At 71.2% G+C, this 24,466-nt stretch carries 19 protein-coding genes and 5 tRNA genes; 9 read left to right on the top strand and 15 right to left on the bottom strand.

The window, feature by feature from the left end; all coding sequences use genetic code 11:
* Positions 1–118 precede the first annotated feature (118 nt).
* From AB0I16_RS10045 to AB0I16_RS10020, 6 genes are all read right to left on the bottom strand, one after another.
* Positions 119–334, bottom strand: coding sequence for a helix-turn-helix domain-containing protein (locus AB0I16_RS10045; RefSeq protein ID WP_363248810.1), 216 nt, complete (start codon positions 332–334; stop codon positions 119–121).
* A 201-nt stretch (positions 335–535) separates the two neighbouring features.
* Positions 536–608: transfer RNA gene (locus AB0I16_RS10040), tRNA-Lys, on the bottom strand.
* A 133-nt stretch (positions 609–741) separates the two neighbouring features.
* Positions 742–2,835 carry a LamG domain-containing protein gene (locus AB0I16_RS10035; RefSeq protein ID WP_363248809.1) on the bottom strand — a complete coding sequence of 698 codons (2,094 nt, stop codon included), beginning with the start codon at positions 2,833–2,835 and terminating at the stop codon, positions 742–744.
* A gap of 183 nt (positions 2,836–3,018) precedes the next feature.
* Positions 3,019–5,388 carry a DEAD/DEAH box helicase gene (locus AB0I16_RS10030; protein ID WP_363248808.1) on the bottom strand — a complete coding sequence of 790 codons (2,370 nt, stop codon included), beginning with the start codon at positions 5,386–5,388 and terminating at the stop codon, positions 3,019–3,021.
* A 327-nt stretch (positions 5,389–5,715) separates the two neighbouring features.
* A complete protein-coding gene (locus AB0I16_RS10025) occupies positions 5,716–6,234 on the bottom strand; it encodes a hypothetical protein (protein WP_363248806.1) in 519 nt (172 codons plus the stop codon).
* Between the two features lie 147 nt (positions 6,235–6,381).
* A complete protein-coding gene (locus AB0I16_RS10020; protein WP_363248823.1) occupies positions 6,382–6,732 on the bottom strand; it encodes a metallopeptidase family protein in 351 nt (116 codons plus the stop codon).
* Between the two features lie 71 nt (positions 6,733–6,803).
* On the opposite strand from AB0I16_RS10020, the gene AB0I16_RS10015 reads away from it, so the two are divergent.
* From AB0I16_RS10015 to AB0I16_RS10000, 4 genes are all read left to right on the top strand, one after another.
* A complete protein-coding gene (locus tag AB0I16_RS10015) occupies positions 6,804–8,375 on the top strand; it encodes a metallophosphoesterase (RefSeq protein WP_363248805.1) in 1,572 nt (523 codons plus the stop codon).
* 81 nt (positions 8,376–8,456) lie between these two features.
* Positions 8,457–8,529 (top strand) — tRNA-Glu (locus AB0I16_RS10010).
* Positions 8,530–8,568: 39 nt separating this feature from the next.
* Positions 8,569–8,643: transfer RNA gene (locus tag AB0I16_RS10005), tRNA-Asp, on the top strand.
* A gap of 24 nt (positions 8,644–8,667) precedes the next feature.
* A tRNA-Phe gene (locus tag AB0I16_RS10000) sits at positions 8,668–8,741 on the top strand.
* Positions 8,742–8,793: 52 nt separating this feature from the next.
* Here AB0I16_RS10000 and AB0I16_RS09995 read toward each other — a convergent pair.
* The 4 genes from AB0I16_RS09995 to AB0I16_RS09980 form a co-directional block, all read right to left on the bottom strand.
* Positions 8,794–9,936: an ABC transporter permease gene (locus tag AB0I16_RS09995; protein WP_363248804.1), complete on the bottom strand. Its 1,143-nt coding sequence runs from the start codon at positions 9,934–9,936 to the stop codon at positions 8,794–8,796.
* Between the two features lie 30 nt (positions 9,937–9,966).
* Positions 9,967–10,884, bottom strand: a complete 918-nt coding sequence (locus tag AB0I16_RS09990; RefSeq protein WP_363248803.1) for a cytochrome c biogenesis CcdA family protein — start codon at positions 10,882–10,884, stop codon at positions 9,967–9,969.
* A complete protein-coding gene (locus AB0I16_RS09985) occupies positions 10,881–11,771 on the bottom strand; it encodes a DsbA family protein (RefSeq protein ID WP_363248802.1) in 891 nt (296 codons plus the stop codon). Before AB0I16_RS09985 ends, AB0I16_RS09990 begins: the two co-directional genes overlap by 4 nt.
* Positions 11,772–11,877: 106 nt before the next feature.
* Positions 11,878–12,279, bottom strand: coding sequence for a hypothetical protein (locus tag AB0I16_RS09980; protein ID WP_363248801.1), 402 nt, complete (start codon positions 12,277–12,279; stop codon positions 11,878–11,880).
* Positions 12,280–12,362: 83 nt separating this feature from the next.
* On the opposite strand from AB0I16_RS09980, the gene hrpA reads away from it, so the two are divergent.
* The 3 genes from hrpA (at position 12,363) to AB0I16_RS09965 (ending at position 16,951) form a co-directional block, all read left to right on the top strand.
* Entirely contained in the window at positions 12,363–16,352 is a 3,990-nt protein-coding gene (gene hrpA / locus AB0I16_RS09975) for an ATP-dependent RNA helicase HrpA (RefSeq protein WP_363248800.1), read from the top strand.
* A 95-nt stretch (positions 16,353–16,447) separates the two neighbouring features.
* Positions 16,448–16,522 (top strand) — tRNA-Asp (locus AB0I16_RS09970).
* A gap of 141 nt (positions 16,523–16,663) precedes the next feature.
* On the top strand, positions 16,664–16,951 hold the full coding sequence (locus tag AB0I16_RS09965; RefSeq protein ID WP_363248799.1) for a DUF6274 family protein: 288 nt from the start codon (positions 16,664–16,666) through the stop codon (positions 16,949–16,951).
* A 432-nt stretch (positions 16,952–17,383) separates the two neighbouring features.
* Here the strand turns inward: AB0I16_RS09965 and bldC are convergent, their stop codons facing one another.
* Both bldC and AB0I16_RS09955 read right to left on the bottom strand, forming a co-directional pair.
* Positions 17,384–17,590 (bottom strand): developmental transcriptional regulator BldC, encoded by a 207-nt coding sequence (gene bldC, locus AB0I16_RS09960; protein WP_003949541.1) that lies wholly within the window; start codon positions 17,588–17,590, stop codon positions 17,384–17,386.
* 470 nt (positions 17,591–18,060) lie between these two features.
* A complete protein-coding gene (locus AB0I16_RS09955) occupies positions 18,061–18,906 on the bottom strand; it encodes a hypothetical protein (RefSeq protein WP_363248798.1) in 846 nt (281 codons plus the stop codon).
* Positions 18,907–19,047: 141 nt separating this feature from the next.
* Between AB0I16_RS09955 and AB0I16_RS09950 the strand changes: the two genes are divergently transcribed.
* Entirely contained in the window at positions 19,048–20,124 is a 1,077-nt protein-coding gene (locus AB0I16_RS09950) for a Glu/Leu/Phe/Val dehydrogenase dimerization domain-containing protein (protein WP_363248797.1), read from the top strand.
* A gap of 273 nt (positions 20,125–20,397) precedes the next feature.
* Positions 20,398–20,655, top strand: a complete 258-nt coding sequence (locus AB0I16_RS09945) for a DUF3073 domain-containing protein (RefSeq protein ID WP_344522176.1) — start codon at positions 20,398–20,400, stop codon at positions 20,653–20,655.
* A gap of 146 nt (positions 20,656–20,801) precedes the next feature.
* Here AB0I16_RS09945 and purM read toward each other — a convergent pair whose 3' ends face one another.
* From purM to AB0I16_RS09930, 3 genes are all read right to left on the bottom strand, one after another.
* On the bottom strand, positions 20,802–21,875 hold the full coding sequence (purM, locus tag AB0I16_RS09940; RefSeq protein WP_363248796.1) for a phosphoribosylformylglycinamidine cyclo-ligase: 1,074 nt from the start codon (positions 21,873–21,875) through the stop codon (positions 20,802–20,804).
* Positions 21,876–21,911: 36 nt separating this feature from the next.
* Positions 21,912–23,438 (bottom strand): amidophosphoribosyltransferase, encoded by a 1,527-nt coding sequence (gene purF / locus AB0I16_RS09935; protein ID WP_363248795.1) that lies wholly within the window; start codon positions 23,436–23,438, stop codon positions 21,912–21,914.
* A 94-nt stretch (positions 23,439–23,532) separates the two neighbouring features.
* Complete coding sequence (locus tag AB0I16_RS09930; protein ID WP_363248794.1) at positions 23,533–24,411, bottom strand: META domain-containing protein; 879 nt, start codon at positions 24,409–24,411, stop codon at positions 23,533–23,535.
* Positions 24,412–24,466 lie beyond the last annotated feature (55 nt).

Below are 24,466 nucleotides of genomic sequence, written 5' to 3'. Positions count from 1 at the left end.
CCGCCTCACCACGGATACGGGCGGGCCGTCCGCCCTCCTTCCGCCCGTCCCGTACCCCGATGCTCTGGGGACGGGCGGAAGGTCCGGCCCCGGCCCCGGCCGGGTCCGCAACCCGCTGCTACACGAGGTCGCGGAGCGGGACGTCGAGGGCGTCGGCCAGGAGCAGGAGATCGAAGAGGGTCGGCTCCCGTGTCGCGTACTCCCACCGATGGATCGTCCTGTGGTCACGGCCGACGCGGTGGCCGAGCTCTACCCGGGTGAAGTTCGCGTGCAGGCGTGCGGCTCGGATGCGGGCCCCGATCTCCACACGGCGGGCCTTTACCCAGGTGGGCATGGGGTCGAGCGGCACTCGACCACCGTGAACGGGCCGTGACCTGATGTCTTTGCCCAGCCAGGCACATTTTTGGATCTTGCGTCGTGCGCTGCCGTGCGATGCGCGGACCCGCCGGCCAGCAGCGGGCCAGCCAGCGATCTCCAGCCCCCCGTAAAAGCGGAAGACCCCCGGCCAGACGATGTCTGACCAGGGGTCGAGCGGTAGACCGTGTGGGACTCGAACCCACAACCAATGGATTAAAAGTCCACTGCTCTGCCAATTGAGCTAACGGTCCGCGTCGGTGCACCCCCGAGCATAGCGGGACGGGTCCCGCCATCCGATCGGGTATCGCCGCCGGAAGCCGAATCAGTTACGGAGCAAGAGATTCCGGATGCTCACCGGGTGCCCGGCACGGTCGCCGCCGTGCGTCAGTCGGCCGCGCGCAACAACACCACCTCTTGCTCGGTCAGCGCGCCCGCGAAGGCGTGCACGTCGTCCACGGCCCCGTGCAGGTACTCGCCCCAGCCGTCCGCCAGCTGAGCGCGGCCGGCCTGGAGGCCGCCCGTGGCCCGCCACGCGTGGTGGAACGGCGCCCGCGCCGCCACCGTGCCGTCCACGTACAGCAGGACCTCATCGGTCCCGGCGTCGAGGACCACCGCCAGGTGGTGCGGGGCGCCGCTCGTCGCACGGGCGCTGTCGGCCCTGAGCGTCGTCGTCTCCGCTCCCGCCCGGTCCTCGTGTGCCAGGGTCAGCTCCCACTTCCGCCGTTCCGGCGTGTAGCGCAGCGCGGCGAGGTTGACGTGCTCGCCCGGCAGCGACAGGACCGTCATCGTCCGGTCACCGGCGGCCGGGTCGATCCGCACGTGCGTGGCCAGCGAGAAGCTGTCCCCGGTGGCCACGACCGGACCGTCCGTCGCCGCGAAGTCACCCGTGCCGTCCAGCTCCAGCTCCCCCGCGCCCACCATCGGGTCCCGGCCGGGGGCGCACTCCGGGTCCAGCGGGTCGCACTGCTGTTCGCCGCCGAAGATCTTCGCGTCCCCGCCCAGCCGCAACGGCTGTCCTCCTCCCTGCTCCGGGCTCGCACCGCCGACCGCCGCGTCGAGCTTCCAGTGCCCCTCACTCACGGTTCCGCGCTCCGCGAGCCGTGCCGCTTCCTCCGGGACGACCACCCGGTTCCACGCCCTCACGTCGGCTATCCGGCCGTCCCAGTTCCGGCCCTGCCCGGCCTCTCCCAGGGCCCGGCCGATCTGCGCGTCACCGCTCGCCGGGACGGCGCGGGCGTTCTCGGCCGTGTCGACGAGGCGTCCGTTCACGTACAGCCGGGCCGTCTCTTCCGCCGGGTCGTACACCCCCGTCAGGTGGGCCCACTCCCCGCGCTCGGGCCTGCCGCCCTCCGCCCGCTCGGCGGAACCGTCGGGGCCGGCCAGAGCGAACGAGAACGTCCCGCCACCCTCGCCGCCCAGCCGGAAGGCGGCCGTCCCGACACCGTCCTGGCTGACCGCCGCCATGGCCCGCCCCGTCTCGTCGGGCCGCACCCAGGCACTCACCGCGAAGGCTTTGCCGGTGTCGACCGCCGGGGCGCCCGGTGTCAGGAACGCCTCCGCCGAACCGTCCAGCTCCACCGCCGACCCCACCGCCGTACGCGCGGGCCCCTCGGCTCCGAAGACGGCGCCGCCGCCCGCCTTCGCGGCCTTCCCGCCCGCTTCGGCGGTCGCCTCGGACGAGCCCGCCGGGTCGGCCAGCCTCCAGTGCGCGGCCGGCTTCCCGCCCTCCTTCACCAGGAATCGGTGGGTCGTCGGGGCGCTCCTGTTCCCTGCCCTGTCCTGCGCCTGGACCGTGACGGAGCCCGGGCCGTCCGACTGCGGCAGCCAGCTGAACTCGGCCGTGCCGCCGGGCTGCTCGGCCCGGACCGTCTGCGGTGTCTCCCCCATGAACCTGTAGACGTACGCCACCGTGTCGCCCGACGAGGAAGCCGCCTTGAACGTGCCGCGGATGCCCACCCCGTCGTGCCACTGGTCGTCGTCGGGGTACTCCGCCGAGGACACCGAAGGCTCCGCGGGCGCCTCGTCGTCGAGGACGAACTGGCACTTGCCCTTGCCGCCGGCGGAACTCCACGGCCCCCACGCCGAGCCGTCCGAGGCGCGCACGCGCCAGCTCACCTGGGTGGACGGCGGCACCTCCGCCGGGACGGGCCGGCTGAACGTCGAACCGCTGCTCTTGCTCTCCGTCCGGAGGGACCGCACGTGCCGCTCCCCGGCACCGTCCCGCCAGGAGATCTCGAACTTCGCGGAGACCGGCTGCGCGTCCGGATCGCGGAGCACCGCTTCCAGCTGCGGCCGGGTCGCGACGTAGGGTCTCTCCGCGCCTCTGGCGCAGTCCTGGCCCCCTGTCGCGAGCTCGGCCGGAACCGGCTGTTCGGGCGGGCTGTTCTCCGCCGCTCCCGCCGCCCACGGCGTGGCGACGACGGCGGACGAGGCGAGCGCTACAGCGACCGCGCACCGCACCAAGGCATGACGAACCACGGGGTCCCCTCCCCTAAAGGCCCGGCTCTTCACCGGACCTCGATCCCATTGGCCATGAAGGTAACAGTGCGTACTGACATCGGTACTCTGGATCATGCTCACCGCACCCCCCCAGCACCCCGAAGGGCCCGTACGACAGGAGTGTCGTACGGGCCCTTCGGGTGTGCGGAGGCTGTTCAGCCGTCAGCCGTTGCGCTTCCAGCGCGGCTTGTCGTCGCGGCGGCCGAACGAGCCCGTGGCCGAGCCGGAGCGGTCGTCGCGGCGGTTGTGCGACGGGCGATCGTGGCCGCCGGAGCGGAAGCCGCCCGAGGGGCGGTCGTCGCGGCGGTCACGGTTGAAGGGGCGGTCGCTGCCCCGGTGGCCGCCGGAGGGGCGGTCGTCGCGGCGGAAGCCGCCACCGCGGTTGTCGTCACGGCGGTCGCGGTTGAACGGACGGTCGCCGCCACGGCTGTCGTCCCGGCGGAAGCCACCCTCGCGGCGGTCGCGGTTGAAGCCACCACGGTCGCCACCGCGGTCGTCGCGACGGTCACGGTTGAACGGACGGTCGCCACCACGGTCGTCGCGGCGGTCACGGCTGAAGCCGCCACCGCGGTTGTCGTCACGGCGCTCGAAGGAACGGCCGCCACGGTCGCCACCGCGGTCGTCGCGACGGTCGCGGTTGAACGGACGGTCGCCGCCACGGCTGTCGTCCCGGCGGAAGCCACCCTCGCGGCGGTCGCGGTTGAAGCCACCACGGTCGCCACCACGGTCGTCACGGTTGTCGCGGTTGAAGCCGCCACGGTCGCCACGGCGGTCCCGCTCGTAGTTGCCGCGCTCGTCGCGCTGCGGACGGCGGTTGTCGTACGAGGAGGAGCGCTCCTCGCGGACCGGGCGCTCGTCGGCGGCCTGCTCGGGCACCGACACGGCGGCCTCGACGACCGCCTGGGCGGCGGCAGCGGCCTCGGCGACCGCGGCCTCCGGGTCCTCGCCGCGCTCACGGGCGGCACGCGCGGTGAGGCGGTCGGCCTCCTCGCGCAGCTCGGCGGCGCGGCGCGTCGCGCGCTCCAGCTCCTTGGTGAGGTCCTTGACCTCACGCTCGGCCTGGGTCGCCGCGTTGCCCGCGGAGTCGGCCTGCACCTCGGTCATGGAGCGGGCGCCGGTGATCTCGGCGACCTCCGGGTCGAAGGTGCCGCCGCCGTTGATGATGTGGCGCGTGGCGTCGACGCCCGCGTCCTCCATCAGGCGGAAGATCTGGCGGCGCTGGTGCGGCAGGGAGAGGGAGACGACCGTGCCGGAGCGGCCCGCGCGGGCGGTACGGCCCGAACGGTGCAGGTAGTCCTTGTGGTCGCCGGCCGGGTCCACGTTCAGGACCAGGTCGATGCCGTCGACGTGGATGCCGCGCGCGGCGACGTCCGTGGCGACGAGGGCGTTGACGTAGCCCTTCTTGAAGTCCTCCAGGACGCGCGTACGGGCGCCCTGCGTCATGCCGCCGTGCAGCGCGTCGGCCTTCACACCGGCGTCGCAGAGCTGCTCGGCGATGCGGTCGGCGCCCAGCTGGGTGCGGACGAAGATGATCGTGCGGCCCTTGCGCGCGGCGATGGCGGCCGTGACGGGCGCCTTGTCGCGGGGCTTCACGATGAGGATGTGGTGCGTCATGGTCGTGACGTTGCCCTGGGCGCTGTCGACCTCGTGCGTCACCGGGTCGTTCAGGTAGCGCTTGACCAGCGTGGAGATCTCGTTCTCCATCGTGGCCGAGAACAGCATGCGCTGGCCGCCGGACGGCACCTGGTCGAGCAGCTCGGTGACCTCGGGCAGGAAGCCCAGGTCCGACATCTGGTCGGCCTCGTCGAGGACGGCGATCTGGGTGTTCTCCAGCGAGCAGGCGCCGCGGTTGATGATGTCGCGCAGGCGGCCCGGGGTGGCGACGAGGATGTCGACGCCGCGCTCCAGGGCGTAGATCTGGTTGCCCATCGACGTACCGCCGCAGACGACCTTCATCTTCAGGCCGAGCACGTCGCCGTAGGGCTGGAGGGCGTCCGCGACCTGCATCGCGAGCTCACGGGTCGGCGTGAGGATGACGCCGCGGGGCTTCTTCTTCTCGGTGCGGCCGTCGGCGGCGAGCGTCGCCAGCATCGGCAGGCCGAAGGAGAGGGTCTTGCCGGAGCCGGTGCGGCCACGGCCGAGGATGTCCTTGCCGGCCAGGGCGTCCGGGATGGTCGCGGCCTGGATCGGGAAGGGGGCGGTGACGCCGTTCTGCGCCAGCTTGCGGACGATGCCCTCGGGCAGACCGAGGTCGCCGAAGGTCAGCTCGGGCTCGGCGTCGGCGCCGTCGGCCGCGACGGCCTCGTCCGCCGCGTCGGCCTCGTCCGCGTCGGCGGTCACGTCGGCGGCGGTCGCCTCGGCGTCAGCGAGGGCGGCGGTCGCGTCGGCGTCAGCGACGGCGTCGGGGGTGACCTCGGCGGCGTCCCGGGCCTCGGCGGACTCGACGATCTCGGCGGCGGCCACGACGGCCTCGTCGGTCACGACGGTCTCGTTCTCGGGCAGGACGGCGTGGTCAGAACTGAAAATGGACATGCGAAATGCGAAACCTTCCGGAGTCTCGGCACGCGCCCGTCTACTCCGTGATTTCGCAATGGACCGCCTCTATGCGGTCAGCCACGGCAAGGGAGAGTACGCGCCACGCGGCGCTCTTCTGTGTCGGCGCCGGGCAAATGGGATCAAACGATCTACCACCATACGCACCTACCCCCCTCCAAGGCAAACCACCCCCGTCACACCCCCTCCGACCTGCACAGACGCACATCCCACCCCCGGAGGCGCACACCCGCCGGCCGCCCTCGCCCGACCACCGCCGCGCCACGCCGACGCCGGCCCCTCGCGCCACGCCGACCCTGCCCCTCGCTACGCCGGCCCGGGCCCCTCGTGCTCCGACGGCGACGGCTCCGGAGTCGTGGGGTCCGGCGTCGGGGTCGGCTCGGGCTTCGGCGGCTCGGGCCTCTCGGTCGTACGCGTCGGGGTCGGCCGCGGCGGGTCCGGCTCGCCCTGCCCGCCCGGCGGCGGCTTCTCGGTGAGCGTGACGGAGGCCCCGGGGCGCTTGGCGCGCTCCGCGGCGCCCTTGCCGTCGCCCCGCTCGGCGTCCCCGTCCTTGCCGCCCTTGCCGTCCTTGCCGCCTTTCCCCCTGCCCTTGTCCTTGCCCTCGCCCTTCGCCCGGCCCTCGCCCCCGCCCCGACCGCCGCCGGACATGGCGTCGTCGCCGTTGACCACGGGCGCGCCGTCGGGGGCCGCCGCGCCGCCGCGGCTCCCCGCGGAGCGCCCCGGGCCCGGGGGGTGCCCGTCGCCACCGACGCTCATGCAGCCCGCGGTCGCCGCGACGGCCACCGCGACCGCGGCCCAACGGACGGGAACGTACACATGGCGCACGGCCGAGCACCTCCTGAGGCGCTGACAACGGGACGCCCTGCCCAACTCCCGTCACCCGCAAGAGGACACGGACGCGGCGTCACCCGCCTTCACCCGCCCGCCGTCACCCGGCCCGGCGTCACCCGCCCCGGCCTCCCCGCCCCGCCGTCACCCGTATCCGAGCGCGTGCAGCCTGGCGTCGTCGATGCCGAAGTGGTGCGCCACCTCGTGCACCACGGTGATCTCCGTCTCGGCGACGACCTCCTCGCGCGACCCGCACATCCGCAGCGTCGGCCCCCGGTAGACCGTGATGCGGTCCGGCAGCACCCCGGCGTACCACTCGCCGCGGTCGGTCAGCGGCGTCCCCTCGTAGAGCCCCAGAAGTTCGGGGTCGTCGGAGGGCGGCTCGTCCTCGACGAAGACGGCCACGTTGTCCATCAGCCGTGTCAGCTCCGGCGGAATCCGGTCGAGAGCCTCGCCGACCAGTTCCTCGAACTCCTCGCGCGTCATCTCCAGCACGCCCCCATTGTCGGCCACGCCGTCGCTCCCGTCCCGGCATACCCGATGTCCCAACTGGGCATACGGGACCAATGGCCCGCGACTTCGGAGTCGTTCTCCAGGGCGTACGACGGGTGGGCGGCGCCCTCGTGGGCCGCACCCGTGCTCGCCGCACCCGTGGCCACGACGGCCCCGGAGCCGCCGCGGACCTCCTCGAAGGCACCGCGCACCACCCCCTCAGGGCGGCGGCCGGCCTGATCGCGGTCGTCGTCTTCGGCGCCTGGCTCGGCCTGCTGATCGTCGGCAGCGTGCGCGCGCCCGTGGGCCCGATGGACACCCGCATGACGCTCAGGCCCTCCCTGTCCGGCGGCACGAAGATCAACGTCTCGCCGCTCGGCGCCCTGGAACTGCGCTCGCACACCGCGCCGCTCCGGCTCGACGTGGACGTGGACCAGCTCGACCCGGTCCGCTCCCAGGCCCTCGTCGACCACCCGGAGCGGCTCGCCGGGCTCCAGGACGAGGTCGTCCACGACGTCGGCCACGGCACGCTCGACCTGGCCGTGCGCTCCTGCGCCGCCGTCGTCTCGGGGGCCACCGCGCTCGGCCTCGCCGTGTACCGCCGCCCGCGCCGCGCGCTGGCCGCCGGCGGTCTCGCGCTGGCGCTCCTCGCGGCGTCGGGCGGAGCCGCGTACGCCACCTGGAACCCCAAGTCGGTCCTTGAGCCGAAGTTCTCCGGGCTGCTCAGCGGCGCCCCCTCGGTGGTCGGCAACGCCCGCAGCATCGTCAGCGAGTTCGACGTCTACCAGCAGGAGTTGGCGCGCCTGGTCACCAATGTGACCAAGCTCTACGACGTCACGTCCACGCTCCCCGCCTACCAGCCCGACCCGACCACCATGCGGGTCCTGCACGTCTCCGACATCCACCTCAACCCGGCGAGCTGGAAGATCATCACCTCGCTCGTCGAGCAGTACGACATCGACGTCATCGTCGACTCCGGCGACACCATGGACCACGGCTCGGCCGCGGAGAACGCCTTCCTCGACCCGGTCGAGGACCTCGGCGTGCCCTACGTCTGGGTGCGCGGCAACCACGACTCGCGCACCACCCAGCGCTACCTGGAGCGCTTCGACAACGTCCACGTGCTCGACGACGGCCGGGCCGAGAACGTGGCGGGGCTGCGGTTCGCCGGGATCGGGGACCCGCAGTACACCCCCGACCGCTCGGCGAAGCGGTCCGGATCGGTCCACCACCTGGCGGGCGTCAGGCTCGCCTCCGCCCTGCGCGCCGAGCGGGCGGCGGGCACCCCGGTGGACGTGGCGATCGCGCACGACCCCACGGTGGCCCGCGAGACGGACGGCGAGGTTCCGCTGGTCCTCGCGGGCCATGTGCACCACCAGGAGATGGAGGTCATGGACGGGGGCACGCGGCTGCGCGTCGAGGGGTCGACGGGCGGCAGCGGGCTGCGCGCGGTCGAGGGCAAGTACCCCGACCCGGTCGAGGCCTCCGTGCTCTATCTGGACCGGACGACCAAGCGGCTGCAGGCCTGGGACGAGATCAGGCTCGGCGGTCTCGGCCTGACGAAGGCCGAGGTCAGCCGCCATCTGCCCAAGGAGAACCAGCCCGGGGCGACCCCGTCGCCGACCGCCCCGGGCCGCTCCCGGTAAACCGTTTTGGCGATAGCTCCCCACATCCCATATGCTTCTCACGTCCCCGACGCGCTGCAAAGCGCCCAGGCGGGCCTCTTAGCCCTCATCGTCTAGTGGCCCAGGACGCCGCCCTTTCAAGGCGGTAGCACGGGTTCGAATCCCGTTGGGGGCACGCAACACCTTGTGCGAGACTAGTGCTCGCACAACGCTTGGTCCTGTGGAGCAGTTTGGAGTGCTCGCCACCCTGTCAAGGTGGAGGCCGCGGGTTCAAATCCCGTCAGGACCGCTTGCGATTCCACGCGGATCGCGTGGCTGGGTAGCTCAGTTGGTACGAGCGATCGCCTGAAAAGCGATAGGTCGCCGGTTCGATCCCGGCCCCAGCCACTCGCATCGAAGGCCCCGTCCAGTGGACGGGGCCTTCGTCGTTTCCCCTGCGTCACGCTGCCGGAGCGCCCGAACCCGCCGCGTGCGCCGGGGTGTGCGCGCGTCCGCCGTTCCTGCCACCCGGATGGCGGTGCCGCCAGACCCAGAAGACGGCGGAGGCGAGCAGCGCCCAGCCCGCGAGGACCAGGAACGGGAACGCGTGCTGGTGCCCGCCGAAGTAGACGGCCGTGTGCTGGGCGTTGACCGAGGCCCCCGGCGGCAGCCACTGGCCGATGTGCCCGAGCACCGAGGGGAGCAGCGGCCACGACACGGCCCCGCCGGACGAGGGATTGCCGAGCAGCACCATGAGGCCCCAGGTCGGGAGCATCGCCCACCGCCCGAAGAGGGTGTTGAACATGGTGAAGACCATCCCCGAGGTGAACATCGTCAGCGCCAGGATCAGCCACGACTCGACGAACGGCAGATCCAGCGCGCCCAGCCACCAGTCCACGACCGCCGCGATGACGAACGCGCCGAGGAGCGCGTAGAGCACCGTGAAGCCGATCCGTTCCGCCGGGTTCAGGCCCCTGGCGTGGACGCTGAGCTGGATCGCGCCCACGAAGCCGATGATCACCGCCGCCAGGGAGATGTAGAAGATCGCGAGCCCCCGCGGGTCGCCCTCCTGGAGCGGCTTGATGTCCTTGACCGTGACCGGGACGCCGGTCGCCTCGGCCACCTTCGGCGCGGTCTCGGCGAGCACCTGGGCGACCGAGGCGCCCGCGGCCCCGGAGATGTTCAGCGTCACCCGGTCGTCGCCGCGCCTGACGTCCACGATCGCGAAGACCCGCTGCTCGTCCACGTCCCGCCTGGCCCCGTCGAAGGTGGGGTACTCCTTCACCTCCAGCGAGGCGTTCAGGGCCTTCTCCATGCCGCCGAGGAAGGCCCTGCCCTGTGCGGAGTCCTGGTCGCCGACGACCGCCACGGGGACGTGGTGGGGCGTCGGCTTGGCCATGGAGTACGTGTACGAGCCCGCGAAGAGCCCGGCGGCGGCGGCCAGGATGAACACCAGCACGAGCGCCGGAAGGAACGGTGACTCCTTGAACGCGGCCCACCGCTCACCGGGGGTGGGGACCCGGCCGTGCGCGCCGTGCCGGTGTTCCTCGTGGGGGTGGTGGGGCGGCTGGGGCTCAGGTGATTCAGGTGCCGGGTGTGACATACGAACCACGCTAAACCACCTAAAAGGGACTCACCCCTGCTCGGCCTTGGCCCCGGCGGAGCCGGGCCCTGACCCGGAGCCAGACCCTGACCCGGTTCCGGGCCCGGGCCCTGACCCGGAACCGGAGCGGGAACGCCCCCGCCAAGACCGCACCCCCAGCACCACCGCCACCAGGACCACGACCCCGACGAGCAGCACCGAGTCCGGCACGGCCCTGCCGAGGTCCCCCGCCCACTGCTCCACCGCGAAGGAGTCGTCCACGTCGAGAAGCCCCGGCAGGGCGGTCGTCCCGTCGTAGGCGAGGAAGAGCGCGCCGAGGCCGATGAAGAAGAGGCCGGACAGCAGCGAGGTCGTGTGCAGCTCGAACCGCCCGAGGCGGCAGGTCCGGCCCCGGAGCCAGCCGCGCCTCCCCAGGTCGAAGCGGTCCCAGAGCAGGGCGAGCAGGAAGAGCGGCACGGCCATGCCGAGCGCGTAGACCGCGAGCAGCAGGCCGCCGTAGACGGGGCTGCCGCTGACCGCGGCCACCGTCAGGACGCTGCCGAGGATCGGCCCGGCGCAGAAGCCGGCGAGGCCGTAGACCGCCCCCAGCGCGTACACCGAGAACGCGGTGGTCGGCCTGATCCGCCCCGAGAGCTCCGCCATCCTCCGCGAGGCGAAGCCCATGCCGAGGATCTGGAGGACACCGAGCCCGATGATCAGCCACCCGGCGGTGAGCACGAGCTGGTCGCGGTGGCCGAAGAAGAACCGCCCCGCGACGGACCCCGCGGCCCCGAGCGGCACCAGGGTCGTCGCGAGTCCCGCGTAGAAGACGCAGGTGCGCGCGACGAGGCGGGAGGTGGAGTCGATCGAGTACGCGAAGAAGGCGGGCAGCAGCAGGGCGCTGCACGGGCTGACGAGGGCGAGCAGCCCGCCGATGAACGCGGCGAAGTACCCGACGTCGGCGGTCACCGCGGGCCGCCCGCGCCCTTGCCGCCCGCCTTCCCCGCGCCCTCGGCGGTTTTCGCGGCGGCCTCGATCGCCTGGTCGAAGACCCGGTCGGGCTGGGCGCCCGAGATGGGCCTGCCGTTGACCAGGAACGACGGCGTGGAGGTGGCCCCGAGGCCGTACGCCTCCTCCTGGTCCTTCTTGACGGCCGCCCGTGCCCCGTCGCTGTCCGCGTCCTTCACGAAGCGGCCGACGTCCTTGATCCCGGCCTCCTCGGCCAGCTCCTTCAGGCGCCCGTCGCCGAAGCCCTTCTCCTTGCTCCCCTCGGCGTACGCGGCCTCGTGGAACTCCCAGAAGCGGCCCTGGCGCCCGGCGGCCCACGCGCCGCGCGCGGCACGCTCGGAGTCCGCGCCGAAGATGGGGAAGTTGCGCCATTCGATGCGCAGGGTGCCCTTCTCGACGTACTTCTCGACGAGTCCGGGCTCGGTGTCGCGGGCGAACTTCCCGCAGAAGCCGCACTTGAAGTCGGCGTACTCCACCATCACCACGGGGGCGTCCTCGTCGCCGAGGGCGAGCGGGTCCTTCCCGTCGCGGCGTGCGAGCTTCTCCAGCTCGGGATAGACGCCGGTCCGCCCTTCCGCCCCGGTGGACGGCTCGGCGCCCGCGGCCTCCTCGGTCACGGTGGCGCCGGAGGGGTCATCGGGCTTGGTCGCCGTGTAGGAGGCGAGGCCGAGCAGCACGGCGGCGACGGCGACGCCCGCGCCGATGGCGATGCTGCGGCTCTTCTTGCCGGCGCTCTTGCCGCCGGCGTTCGTGGCGCTGACGTTCGTGGCGCTGACGTTCGTGGCGCTGACGTTCTTGCTGTTGCCGTTCTTGCTGTTGCCGTTCTTGCTGTTGCCGTTCTCGGGCATGCGTGTGTTCTCTCGTGTCCGTACACGTATACATGTACGTGTGCATGTGCGCGTGCGTGTACGTATATGCGTGTCGTTGATGAAGGCCCCTGCGGTCAGGGGCCTCCTACACGCGCAGGACCGAGAGGTCGAACGGGGACGGTGCCATCGGCTCCGGCGGCTGCCGCGGCGGCTTCAGATCGAGAACCGCCGGGTCACCGGCCCAGGAGCCGCTGCCGCCGTGCGCGTCGGCGAGGGCGGGCAGCAGTTCGTGCGAGGTGCTGGGGCGCGGCGGCTGCGCGGGCTCGTCCAGGCCGTCCCGCCGCTCCCCCTGCCCGCAGCCGGGCCGGTCGTGAGCGGGGGCGGACGCGGACACGGAGACAGTGACGTGCGCCTGGCCGGCGGCCGGCGGCGCGGACTGTGCCGCCACCGCGACCGCCACCGCGGGCGCGCAGAACATGCCGAGCCCGAGCACCGCGAGGAGCAGCGCCACGAGGGGGCTCCGGAGCGTGCGCACGCGGGTCGGCATGCCCGGAATCGTAACGGCCGGGCCGCGCCCCGCGGGAAATCGGTTCGCCACCGCCGAGCGGCGGGTGAGATCCTGGGACCCGTATGTCTACGCAGCCCGCCCTCACCCTCGACGCCCTCGCCCCCCGCCTGTCCGAGCTCTCGCTGCGCGACGAGCACCGGATCGGCCGGCGGCTGGAGGGCGCGCGCCGCATCCGTAAGCCCGAGGCCCGCGCCGCCGTCCTCGCCGAGATCGCGGCGGACGTGGCGAAGGGCGAGGCCCGCATGGCCGAGCGCGGCTCCCGTGTGCCCGCGGTCAGCTATCCCGAGCAGCTTCCGGTCAGCCAGAAGAAGGACGAGATCGCCGAGGCGATACGCGACCACCAGGTCGTGATCGTCGCGGGTGAGACCGGTTCGGGCAAGACCACGCAGATCCCCAAGATCTGCCTGGAGCTCGGCCGTGGCGTGCGCGGCATGATCGGCCACACGCAGCCGCGCCGCATCGCCGCGCGCACGGTCGCCGAGCGCGTGGCCGAGGAGATGGACACGCCGCTGGGCGAGGCCGTCGGCTGGAAGGTCCGCTTCACCGACCAGGTGAATCCGGACGGGACGTTCATCAAGCTGATGACGGACGGCATCCTGCTGGCCGAGATCCAGACGGACCGCGAGCTGCGCGCGTACGACACGATCATCATCGACGAGGCGCACGAGCGTTCGCTCAACATCGACTTCCTCCTCGGGTACCTCGCGCAGCTGCTGCCGAAGCGCCCGGACCTCAAGGTCGTCATCACCTCGGCGACCATCGACCCCGAGCGCTTCTCGCGGCACTTCGGGGACGCCCCGATCGTCGAGGTCAGCGGCCGTACGTATCCGGTGGAGGTCCGCTACCGGCCCCTCCTCGAAGAGGACTCCGAGGACAGCGACCGCGACCAGATCACCGCGATCACGGACGCCGTCGAGGAGCTCCAGGCCGAGGGCAAGGGCGACATCCTCGTCTTCCTCTCCGGTGAGCGCGAGATCCGCGACACGGCGGACGCGCTGAACAAGAAGAACTACCGGTTCACGGAAGTCCTCCCCCTGTACGCCCGGCTCTCGCACGCCGAGCAGCACCGCGTCTTCCAGCCGCACACCGGCAGACGCATCGTCCTCGCGACGAACGTCGCGGAGACCTCCCTGACCGTCCCCGGCATCAAGTACGTGATCGACCCGGGCACGGCCCGCATCTCCCGCTACAGCCACCGCACCAAGGTGCAGCGGCTGCCCATCGAGGCGATCAGCCAGGCCAGCGCCAACCAGCGCAAGGGCCGCTGCGGGCGTACGTCGGACGGCATCTGCATCCGCCTCTACGGCGAGGACGACTTCCTCTCGCGCCCGGAGTTCACGGACGCGGAGATCCTGCGCACGAACCTCGCGTCCGTCATCCTCCAGATGACCGCCGCCGGCCTCGGTGACATCGAGAAGTTCCCCTTCATCGACCCGCCGGACCACCGCAACATCCGCGACGGCGTCCAGCTCCTCCAGGAGCTGGGTGCGCTCGATCCCACGCAGAAGGACCCGAAGAAGCGGCTCACGCAGCAGGGGCGCAAGCTCAGCCAGCTCCCCGTCGACCCGCGCCTCGCCCGCATGGTCCTGGAGGCCGACAAGAACGGCTGTGTGCGCGAGGTCATGGTGATCGCGGCGGCGCTCTCCATCCAGGACCCGCGCGAGCGCCCCGCGGACAAGCAGGCGCAGGCCGACCAGCAGCACGCCCGCTTCAAGGACGAGACGAGCGACTTCCTCGCCTTCCTCAACCTGTGGCGGTACGTGCGCGAGCAGCAGAAGGAGCGCGGCTCGTCGTCCTTCCGCCGGATGTGCAAGGCGGAGTACCTGAACTACCTGCGCATCCGCGAGTGGCAGGACATCTACTCCCAGCTGCGTACGGTCGCCAAGCAGATGGGCATCCACCTCAACGACGAGGACGCCCCCGAGCAGCACGTGCACATCTCCCTCCTCGCGGGCCTGCTGTCCCACATCGGGATGAAGGACGTGAAGGAGTCCAAGGAGGGCAGGTCCGCCAAGGACGGTGACGGCAAGCAGCGCGGCGGCCGCAACGAGTACATCGGCGCGCGCAACGCGAAGTTCGCCGTCTTCCCCGGTTCCGCGCTGTTCAAGAAGCCCCCGCGCTTCATCATGTCCGCCGAGCTCGTCGAGACCTCCCGCCTCTGGGCGCGGGTCAACGCGCGCATCGAGCCGGAGTGGGTCGAGCCGCTCGCCCAGCACCTGGTGAAGCGCACGTACAGCGAGCCGCACTGGGAGAAGGACCAGGCGGCGGTCATGGCCGTCGAGAAGGTGACGCTGTACGGCGTCCCGATCGTCACCGACCGCAAGGTGAACTACGGCCGCATCGACCCCGAGGTCTCCCGCGACCTGTTCATCCGCAACGCCCTGGTCGAGGGCGACTGGCGCACGCACCACAAGTTCTTCGCCGCGAACCGCAGGCTCCTGACCGAGGTCGAGGAGCTGGAGCACCGGGCCAGGCGCCGCGACATCCTCGTGGACGACGAGACGCTCTTCGACTTCTACGACCAGCGGGTGCCCGCGGACGTCGTCTCCGGGGCGCACTTCGACTCCTGGTGGAAGAAGAAGCAGCGCGAGGAGCCCGAACTGCTCGACTTCGAGCGGTCGATGCTCATCAACGAGAAGGCGGGGGACGTCTCCAAGGACGACTACCCCGACTCCTGGCGCCAGGGTCCGCTCACGTTCCGGGTGACCTACCAGTTCGAGCCGGGCGCCGACGCGGACGGCGTGACCGTCCACATTCCCCTCCAGGTCCTGAACCAGGTCACGGAGGACGGCTTCGACTGGCAGATCCCCGGGCTGCGCGAGGCCGTGGTCGTCGAGCTGATCCGCTCCCTGCCGAAGCCGGTCCGCCGCAACTACGTGCCGGCGCCGAACTTCGCCAAGGCGTTCCTCGACCGCGCCGTGCCGCTGCAGGAGCCCCTGCACGTCACGCTCGCCAGGGAGCTCCAGCGGATGGTGGGCGTGCCGGTCTCGCCGGGGGACTTCGATCTGACGCGCGTTCCCGACCACTTGAAGGTGACGTTCCGGATCACCGACGAGCGGCGCAGGAAGCTCGCCGAGGACAAGGACCTCCAGGCCCTCAAGCTCCGTCTGAAGCCGAAGGCCCGCAAGGCCCTCTCCCAGGCGGCCGCCGCGACGGCGGAGCGCTCGGGCGGCGCGGCGGTGGAGCGCACCGGGCTCACGGACTGGAGCATCGGCTCCCTCTCGCGCGTGTTCGAGACCCGGCGCGCCGGCCAGCCGGTCAAGGCCTATCCGGCGCTCGTGGACGACGGCGACACCGTCTCCGTACGCCTCTTCGACACCGAGGCGGAGCAGCAGGAGGCGATGTGGAAGGGCACGCGCCGCCTCATCCTGCGCAACATCCCCGTGAACCCCGGCAAGTTCGCCTCGGACAAGCTGACGAACCAGCAGAAGCTCGCCCTGTCCGCCAATCCGCACGGCTCCATGCAGGCGCTCTTCGACGACTGCGCGACGGCCGCGGCGGACCGGCTGATCGCGGACTTCGGTGGGCCCGTGTGGGACGAGGAGTCCTACCGCAAGCTCTTCGACAAGGTGCGCGCCGACATCGTCGACACGACCGTACGGGCGGTCGGCCAGGTCCAGCAGGTCCTCGCCGCCTGGCAGGCGTGCGAGCGGCGCCTGAAGTCGACGAGGAGCCCGGCGCTGCTGCCCAACCTCGCGGACGTGCGGCAGCAGCTCGACTCCCTGATCGCACCCGGCTTCGTGACGGCGACGGGGCTGCGGCGCCTGCCGGACCTGATGCGGTACATGGTGGCCGCGGACCGGCGGCTGCAGCAGATGCCGACCAACGTCCAGCGGGACACCACGCGCATGGAGAAGGTCCGCGAGATGCGGGACGAGTATCTGTGGCTCCTCGAACAACTGCCGCAGGGCAGGCCCGTGCCCCGGGAGGTGCTGGACATCCGCTGGATGATCGAGGAGCTTCGCGTCAGCTATTTCGCGCACGCGCTCGGCACGGCGTACCCCGTCTCGGACAAGCGGATCGTGAAGGCCATCGACGCCGCCGCGCCGTGACCGCGCGGGCACAGCGGGTGAGTTCGACCGCCGGGCCTGCACTGCTGTAGAGTCCTGTCTCGCAGCGCAACGCACGAACAAGCGCCGCGGAGCAAGGTCCTGTGGAGCAGTTTGGAGTGCTCGCCACCCTGTCAAGGTGGAGGCCGCGGGTTCAAATCCCGTCAGGACCGCAGCAGAAGGAAGCAAGAGGGCCGCACCCATCGGGTGCGGCCCTCTTCCGTGTGCCCGGGCGCCGGAGTCTTGACTCCGTCACATTCCGCCGGTACCCAGACAGCTAGGGGGCCGGCGGGAGGCTCCCACGGAGGTGACGCATGTCCGCTTCTTCTGCGTCCGCTCGCCACGAGACGCGCGCCCTGCTGCGCGCCCACCTCGCGGCGGCCACCAGCTACCGCCATCTGACGCGGCACTGCCCCATCTGCCACCGGCTCCTCAGGCTGGCCCAGGAGCCCTCCCAGACCGGCTCCGACGGCCCCGAGGCGCCACAGGCCGGCTTCGTCCGCCAGGACGCCGTACGGGAGGAGCAGGACGAGGTCCAGGGCGGTGTGCGGGGCGACGAGCCGCCCGATGACGAGGGCACCGGACCGCCGAAGTCCCTTTAGCGCAGGGGCATCTCACGCAACAAGGCGCGCGGTGTGTGACGGGTGTCACCGAACCAGTTTTCCGAACACCCGAACTTACACCCTTCCTACAACAAGTCAATTTAATATGTGCAATTGCACCACCCGGGGGCCACTCCCCCTGCCCCTCCCCAGGGAGCCGCCGGCCGACTCCCCCAGAGAGCGACAAGGGCGCTCACGGCCGCGCCCGTCCGCGCCCGGCCGTATCCCCCCAGCGCACAAAAAGATCGCGCTGGACCCGGCGGAGTCCAGCGCGATCGAACGACTCACCCAAGTGGTTCAGGCGTGGCTCCCGTTGGGGCGGGAACCGCGTCGCGTGCAGCCATATGTCGGACGTACGGCCAGGTTGGGGGACCCGGCAGTAGTGGTGCTCTTCGCCCGAGTTGTACGAGTTACTGCTGGTTGAGCGGTGGTTCAGGCCTCGCTGCGCTGCTGCGGAATACCCGCGAGCAGTGCGCGGACCTCAGCCTCGCGGTACCGGCGGTGTCCGCCGAGTGTGCGAATCGACGTGAGCTTGCCAGCCTTGGCCCAGCGCGTCACCGTCTTCGGGTCGACGCGGAACATCGTGGCGACCTCAGCCGGGGTCAGCAGCGGCTCGGCATCAGGGGTGCGAGCGGTCATGAGCGGCCTCCTCGGGAGAACCGAACCTTCTCGGTTCATTCCTCTAAATTCTGCACCTTGACCCGCGTTGCCCGAAATGGCGGACGCGAGTCGAGTCGGTTATAGGACGAACGGCTTGTCCTCGGCACTACAACTACACCATCCGTCCAGCCGCGTCGGCCAAACCGATGGAATTGCCCTCCCAGGTGTTCATCACCGACGGAAGCCGATGGACCATGCCATAGCGGACAGTCACGCCACCGTGACGATCAGTCACAGAGCGATCAGGAGTCAACAGGACCCCCCATAGCGTGCAATGCAGAGCAATCCGCCCATAGTTGGGCGGAAGGAGTCCTCCCCGGACTCCTTGTCCTATTTTGGCACGAGGAGGGGTGATGGGCGCAAGGGCCCCGTTAGTGCGGTCCATCACGCTTGAGGGCAAAGGCCCGGATCGGGACCTACGTCCCGGCGGCCATCACGACGGCCGGCGCTCAGTTCGCGAACTGCAGGTGCCGGATCGTCCGCCACCGCTCCACGAGCCTCGCATACGCCTCGCCGGCCCCCTCGCCGTCGCCGTTGCGCAGCGCCTCGATCCCCTCGGCGACATCGGCCGCCGAGTGGTCCTCGTCCAGCTCGTCGGCGGGGACGGCGTGCACGAGCCCTCCGTAGTCCACCTCGACGAGGGAGCGCGGATGGAACTCCTCAAGCCACCGGCCCACGTCCACGAGCCCCTCGACGAAGGGGACGTCGTCCAGCGCGTCCCGCAGCGCCCGCAGGCCGCGCGCGACCCGGCGCCTGGCCTCCACCATCTGGGTGCGGTAGCGGAGCACCGGCGGGCGTCCGGGCCCCGCGCACGGCTCGTAGACCCGCTCCTCGTCCGAGACGAGGACGAACCAGTGCAGGGGCACCTGCCACGTGGAGGTGCGGATCCAGGGCCTCGCGTCCGGGTTGCGGAGCCGCCACCGCTCGTAGTCCGCGACCGTCTGGCGGCGCAGCACCGGGGGCAGCACCGCGTCCAGGACCGGGCCGGGCAGTTGTTCGGGCAGCTCCCCCAGCGCCTGCCAGCCGCGCAGCCGCGTCCGCCACGGACAGACGCAGACCACCCCGTCGGTCTCCAGGACGAACGCGTCGCCGCTCTCGTGCACCGGCACCGGCACGGGCGGCGTCGACACGAGGTCCGCCAGCGAGCGGCGGAGTTCGTCCTGGTAGGAGGGGCGGTCGGAGCGGCGCGCATAGCGGGCCCAGTGACCGCGTTCCGGTTCGGGGAAGGCGGCCAGGGGCTCGTAGACACGCAAGTACGACGCGTACGGGACCGTCACCGATGACACCTTGGGCACGGCTGCTCTCTCCCCCACGGGCAGGTCGGAAAACACGGGTGATCGTGCCATGGCCGATCAGGCCCTAGTCTCGTGCCCATCGGGCCCCGCCACCCGTACGGGAGCCCGCCCACCGCCGCTATTCGACCGGGAGTCACCACAGTGACCGATGCAGACAACGGCGTCCTGCGCACCCTGTTCCACTCGGACCAGGGCGGCCATGAGCAAGTAGTGCTCTGCCAGGACCGCGCGAGTGGCCTCAAGGCCGTCATCGCCCTCCACTCCACCGCCCTGGGCCCCGCCCTCGGCGGCACCCGCTTCTACCCGTACGCGAGCGAGGAGGAGGCCGTCGCCGACGCGCTGAACCTCGCGCGCGGCATGTCGTACAAGAACGCCATGGCCGGGCTCGACCACGGCGGCGGCAAGGCCGTGATCATCGGTGACCCCGAGCAGATCAAGAGCGAGGCCCTGCTCCTCGCCTACGGCCGCTTCGTCGCCTCGCTCGGCGGCCGGTACGTGACGGCCTGCGACGTCGGCACCTACGTCGCCGACATGGACGTCGTCGCCCGGGAGTGCCGCTGGACCACCGGGCGCTCCCCGGAGAACGGCGGCGCGGGCGACTCCTCGGTGCTCACCGCGTTCGGGGTCTTCCAGGGCATGCGCGCGTCCGCCCAGCACCTGTGGGGCGACCCGACCCTGCGCGGCCGCAAGGTCGGCGTCGCCGGCGTCGGCAAGGTCGGGCACCACCTCGTCGAGCACCTCCTGGCGGACGGCGCCGACGTCGTCGTCACGGACGTGCGCGAGGAGTCGGTGAACCGCGTCCTCCACAAGCACCCGTCGGTGACGGCGGTGGCCGACACGGACGCGCTGATCCGCACCGAGGGCCTCGACATCTACGCGCCCTGCGCGCTCGGCGGCGCCCTGAACGACGACTCCGTGTCCGTTCTGACCGCGAAGGTGGTGTGCGGCGCGGCCAACAACCAGCTCGCGCACCCGGGCGTGGAGAAGGACCTCGCCGACCGGGCGATCCTCTACGCGCCGGACTACGTGGTGAACGCGGGCGGCGTGATCCAGGTCGCCGACGAGCTGCACGGGTTCGACTTCGACCGGTGCAAGGCGAAGGCGTCGAAGATCTTCGACACCACGCTCGCAATATTCGCTCGCGCAAAGCAGGACGGCATTCCGCCGGCCGCGGCGGCCGACAGGATCGCCGAGCAGCGGATGGCGGACGCCCGCTGAGACGCACCCGCCGACGGGTGTGGGAGACAAGACTCACCCCCGTCGGCGGGTCGCCCGGCAAGAAGAGGTTAAAATCGCAGTTGACCAGCGAGGACGGGGCTCCTCGCGGGTTCTGCGCCGAGGCGCGTCCTGCGGGCGACGTACCGTATGGCCGCAGGAGCAGGTACCGTGGAAGCCCTACGGACCGGTCTCTCCGAGGAGAGACCGTTCTAGATCATGAACGCGTGTCAAGACTCTGGGGCCGTCGAGCCCCGTATCCGAGGGGGTCGAGCCATGGGGCGCGGCCGGGCAAAGGCCAAGCAGACGAAGGTCGCCCGCCAGCTGAAGTACAGCAGCGGCGGGACTGACCTGTCGCGTCTGGCCAATGAGCTGGGCGCTTCGACTTCGCAACAGCCGCCGAATGGCGAGCCGTTCGAAGACGACGACGAGGAAGACGACCCGTACGCCCAGTACGCGGATCTGTATAACGACGACGAGGACGACGACTCTGCCGAAGAGTCCGGTCCGTCGTCGCAGCGCCGCGGCGCTTGACCTCGTTGCACAAGCGGTAGTCGCACAAAGGCGGTATCCGCGGTCGGCATCCGTGCCGTCCGCGCTTCACCCGGTCCGGGGTGGTCACCACACCGGACCGGGTTTTGTGCTGCCTCGGGGCGGCCCGTCCGGGCCGCCCCACCGGCTCACTTCGCGTAGTCACCGATCAGGGCCGCGCCCGTGGTGTGCTCGCCGCGCTCGGTGATCTCACCGGCGACCCAGGCGTCCAGGCCGCGGTCGGCGAGGGTGGTGAGCGCCGCGTCCGCCGACTCCTCGGGGACGATCGCGATCATGCCGACGCCCATGTTCAGCGTCTTCTCCAGCTCCAGGCGCTCGACCCGGCCCGCCGTGCCGACCACGTCGAAGACCGCGCCCGGGGTCCACGTGCCGCGGTCGACGACCGCGTGCAGGCCGTCGGGGACGACCCGGGCCAGGTTCGCCGCGAGGCCGCCGCCCGTGATGTGGCTGAAGGCGTGGACGTCCGTGGTGCGGGTGAGCGCCAGGCAGTCCAGGGAGTAGATCCTGGTGGGCTCCAGGAGCTCCTCGCCGAGCGTGCGGCCGAACTCCTCGACCCGGCGGTCCAGGGCCCATCCCGCGCGGTCGAAGACCACGTGCCGGACGAGTGAGTACCCGTTCGAGTGAAGGCCGGAGGCCGCCATGGCGATCACCGCGTCGCCCTCGCGGATGCGGTCCGCGCCGAGCAGGCGGTCCGCCTCGACCGCGCCGGTGCCGGCGCCCGCCACGTCGAAGTCGTCGGGGCCGAGCAGGCCCGGGTGCTCCGCCGTCTCGCCGCCGACCAGCGAGCAGCCCGCGAGGACGCAGCCCTCGGCGATGCCCTTGACGATGGCGGCGACGCGCTCCGGGTGGACCTTGCCGACGCAGATGTAGTCGGTCATGAAGAGCGGCTCGGCACCGCAGACCACGATGTCGTCCATGACCATCGCGACGAGGTCGTGGCCGATCGTGTCGTAGACGCCCATCTGGCGGGCGATGTCGACCTTGGTCCCGACGCCGTCGGTGGCGGAGGCCAGGAGGGGGCGCTCGAAGCGCTTGAGGGCGGAGGCGTCGAAGAGCCCGGCGAAGCCGCCGAGGCCGCCGAGGCCCGCGACCTCGGGGCGCTGGGTCTTCTTGACCCACTCCTTCATCAGCTCGACGGCGCGATCGCCCGCCTCGATGTCGACGCCCGCGCTTGCGTAGCTGGCACCAGTGGTCTCAGACATGACGGTGAGAACTTTCGTGTCGTACTGCGAGGGGACTTACGGGCGGCGGATCGCGTCGGCGGCGGCAGTGCTCGCCGGGCCCGCGGCCAGTTCCGTCTCCAGGAGCTGCTTGCCGAGCAGTTCGGGATCGGGCAGGTCCATCGGGTACTCGCCGTCGAAGCAGGCACGGCAGAGGTTCGGCTTGTCGATGGTCGTGGCCTCGATCATGCCGTCGATGGAGATGTACGCGAGGGAGTCGGCACCCATGGAGGTGGCGATCTCGTCGATCGTCATGCCGTTGGCGATCAGCTCGGCGCGGGTCGCGAAGTCGATGCCGAAGAAGCAGGGCCACTTCACGGGCGGCGAGGAGATGCGGATGTGGATCTCGGCGGCGCCGGCCTCGCGGAGCATCTTGACCAGGGCGCGCTGGGTGTTGCCGCGGACGATCGAGTCGTCGACGACCACGAGGCGCTTGCCCTTGATGACTTCCTTGAGGGGGTTCAGCTTGAGGCGGATGCCGAGCTGGCGGATCGTCTGCGAGGGCTGGATGAAGGTCCGGCCGACGTAGGCGTTCTTGACCAGGCCCGCGCCGAACGGGATGCCGGAGGCCTCCGCGTAACCGATCGCGGCGGGGGTGCCGGACTCGGGGGTCGCTATGACCAGGTCGGCCTCGACGGGGGATTCCGCGGCGAGCTTGCGGCCCATCTCGACGCGCGAGAGGTAGACGTTCCGGCCGGCGATGTCCGTGTCGGGACGCGCCAGGTACACGTACTCGAAGACGCAGCCCTTGGGCTTCGCTTCCGCGAACCGGGAGGTGCGCAGGCCGTTCTCGTCGATCGCGACGAACTCGCCGGGCTCGATCTCGCGGACGTAGCTCGCGCCGCAGATGTCGAGCGCGGCGGACTCCGAGGCGACGACCCAGCCGCGCTCCAGGCGGCCGAGGACCAGCGGGCGGATGCCCTGCGGGTCGCGGGCCGCGTACAGCGTGTGCTCGTTCATGAAGACGAGGGAGAAGGCGCCCCGTACGTCCGGGAGGACCTTGGTCGCGGCTTCCTCGATCGTCAGCGGCTTGCCGTCGTCGTCCACCTGGCCCGCGAGGAGAGCCGTCACCAGGTCGGTGTCGTTGGTCGCGGCGACCTGGGTCGCGCGGCCGTTCTCCTTGGGCAGGGCGGCTACCAGCTCGGCGAGCTGGGCCGTGTTGACGAGGTTGCCGTTGTGCCCGAGCGCGATGGAGCCGTGCGCGGTGGCACGGAACGTCGGCTGGGCGTTCTCCCATACGGAGGCCCCGGTGGTCGAGTAGCGGGCGTGACCGACCGCGATATGACCCTGGAGCGAACTGAGAGACGTTTCGTCGAAGACCTGGGAGACGAGCCCCATGTCCTTGAAGACAAGGATCTGGGAGCCGTTGCTGACCGCGATTCCCGCGGACTCCTGGCCTCGATGCTGGAGGGCGTAAAGCCCGAAGTAAGTGAGCTTGGCGACCTCTTCACCCGGAGCCCAGACCCCGAAGACGCCACAAGCGTCCTGGGGGCCCTTCTCGCCGGGGAGCAGATCGTGATTGAGTCGACCGTCACCACGTGGCACATCATCGAGTGTAGGCGAGATCGACCACTGGTCCGAATTGGGGATACGGGCCCTGCACGGACCGTAATCGCGGACCCGGGGTCATTTCCCGGGCTCACTTCTCGTCCGGCTGGTCCTTCCCGGGCTTTCCGGGCTTTCCGGCGGTCCCGGCGCTCGCTTCGACGACCGTGCCGTCGGCGGCGGTGAGTTTCAGCGTGTCCTTGCTCACCTCGTAGCGCGCGGTGCCGTCGAAGAGCTTCAGCATCCTGCGCTCGGTCTTCATCGCCTCGCCCGGGCACATCTTGCGCGTGGTCGTGGGGGCGCCGAAGGTGATGCGGCCGTCCTTGGCCTCGGCCTCGGCGGTGACGTCGTTGCAGCCGAGGTTGCCGCGGACCTTGCCGTCCTTGCCGAAGGTGAGGTGCACCTTGTCGGTCAGGTCCTTGGGCACGGACGCGGACGTGCGCTCGTCGCCGATGCCGTTCACCCTCCACTTGGTGCCGGTCAGCGGGGCGTCGGGCTCGTCGGCGCGCGAGGTGAGGTCCACGCGGTCTCCCTTGGCCGAGGTGAGGGTCATCCGGTCGCCGTCGACCTTCGCCGTCAGCTTCTGCTTGCCCAGGGTGTCCGCGAGGCTCTTCTCGAACGCCATGCGGTCGCCGTCCGTGCAGGCCATGTCGGTCATCCGCGTCTCGGAGAACGCCAGTTCGTCGCCGTCGATCTCGACGTCGGCGCCGGCGTGGTTGCAGCCGAAGCTGCCGCCGGCCCGCCCGTCCTCGCCGATCTCGATGTGGGCACCGTCCGGTGCCTCGTACTTCTTGCCGCCGACGGTCACGCTGTCGACGTCCCACCGGACGCCGGTGATGGCCGGCGCGCTCCCCGCGGACCGGTCGGCCGCGCCGCCGTCGGAGCCGGCCCCGGTCTCGGTGCCGCATGCGGTGAGCAGCAGCCCGGCGGAGGCCAGCGCGGTCAGGGTCAGGGTCAGACGCTGCGTGTGCATGCCGATGTGACGGGACAAGTGGGGGACTTGGTTCCATCCGGCTCTGCGCAGGTCC

The organism is Streptomyces sp. NPDC050703, assembly GCF_040654435.1.
In the GTDB taxonomy this organism is placed as follows: Bacteria; Actinomycetota; Actinomycetes; order Streptomycetales; family Streptomycetaceae; genus Streptomyces.
This window is presented reverse-complemented; position numbering and strand designations above follow the sequence as displayed.

What these genes read in the sequence shown, in the direction of transcription:
- AB0I16_RS10015 (WP_363248805.1), top strand. Translation starts at nt 6,804, where the DNA reads ATGGCCCGCGACTTCGGAGTCGTTCTCCAGGGCGTACGACGGGTGGGC.
- purM (WP_363248796.1), bottom strand. Translation starts at nt 21,875, where the DNA reads ATGTCTGAGACCACTGGTGCCAGCTACGCAAGCGCGGGCGTCGACATC.
- AB0I16_RS10045 (WP_363248810.1), bottom strand. Translation starts at nt 334, where the DNA reads ATGCCCACCTGGGTAAAGGCCCGCCGTGTGGAGATCGGGGCCCGCATC.
- hrpA (WP_363248800.1), top strand. Translation starts at nt 12,363, where the DNA reads ATGTCTACGCAGCCCGCCCTCACCCTCGACGCCCTCGCCCCCCGCCTG.
- AB0I16_RS10030 (WP_363248808.1), bottom strand. Translation starts at nt 5,388, where the DNA reads ATGTCCATTTTCAGTTCTGACCACGCCGTCCTGCCCGAGAACGAGACC.
- AB0I16_RS09930 (WP_363248794.1), bottom strand. Translation starts at nt 24,411, where the DNA reads ATGCACACGCAGCGTCTGACCCTGACCCTGACCGCGCTGGCCTCCGCC.
- AB0I16_RS09985 (WP_363248802.1), bottom strand. Translation starts at nt 11,771, where the DNA reads ATGCCCGAGAACGGCAACAGCAAGAACGGCAACAGCAAGAACGGCAAC.
- AB0I16_RS09945 (WP_344522176.1), top strand. Translation starts at nt 20,398, where the DNA reads ATGGGGCGCGGCCGGGCAAAGGCCAAGCAGACGAAGGTCGCCCGCCAG.
- AB0I16_RS09980 (WP_363248801.1), bottom strand. Translation starts at nt 12,279, where the DNA reads ATGCCGACCCGCGTGCGCACGCTCCGGAGCCCCCTCGTGGCGCTGCTC.
- AB0I16_RS09965 (WP_363248799.1), top strand. Translation starts at nt 16,664, where the DNA reads ATGTCCGCTTCTTCTGCGTCCGCTCGCCACGAGACGCGCGCCCTGCTG.
- bldC (WP_003949541.1), bottom strand. Translation starts at nt 17,590, where the DNA reads ATGACCGCTCGCACCCCTGATGCCGAGCCGCTGCTGACCCCGGCTGAG.
- AB0I16_RS09995 (WP_363248804.1), bottom strand. Translation starts at nt 9,936, where the DNA reads ATGTCACACCCGGCACCTGAATCACCTGAGCCCCAGCCGCCCCACCAC.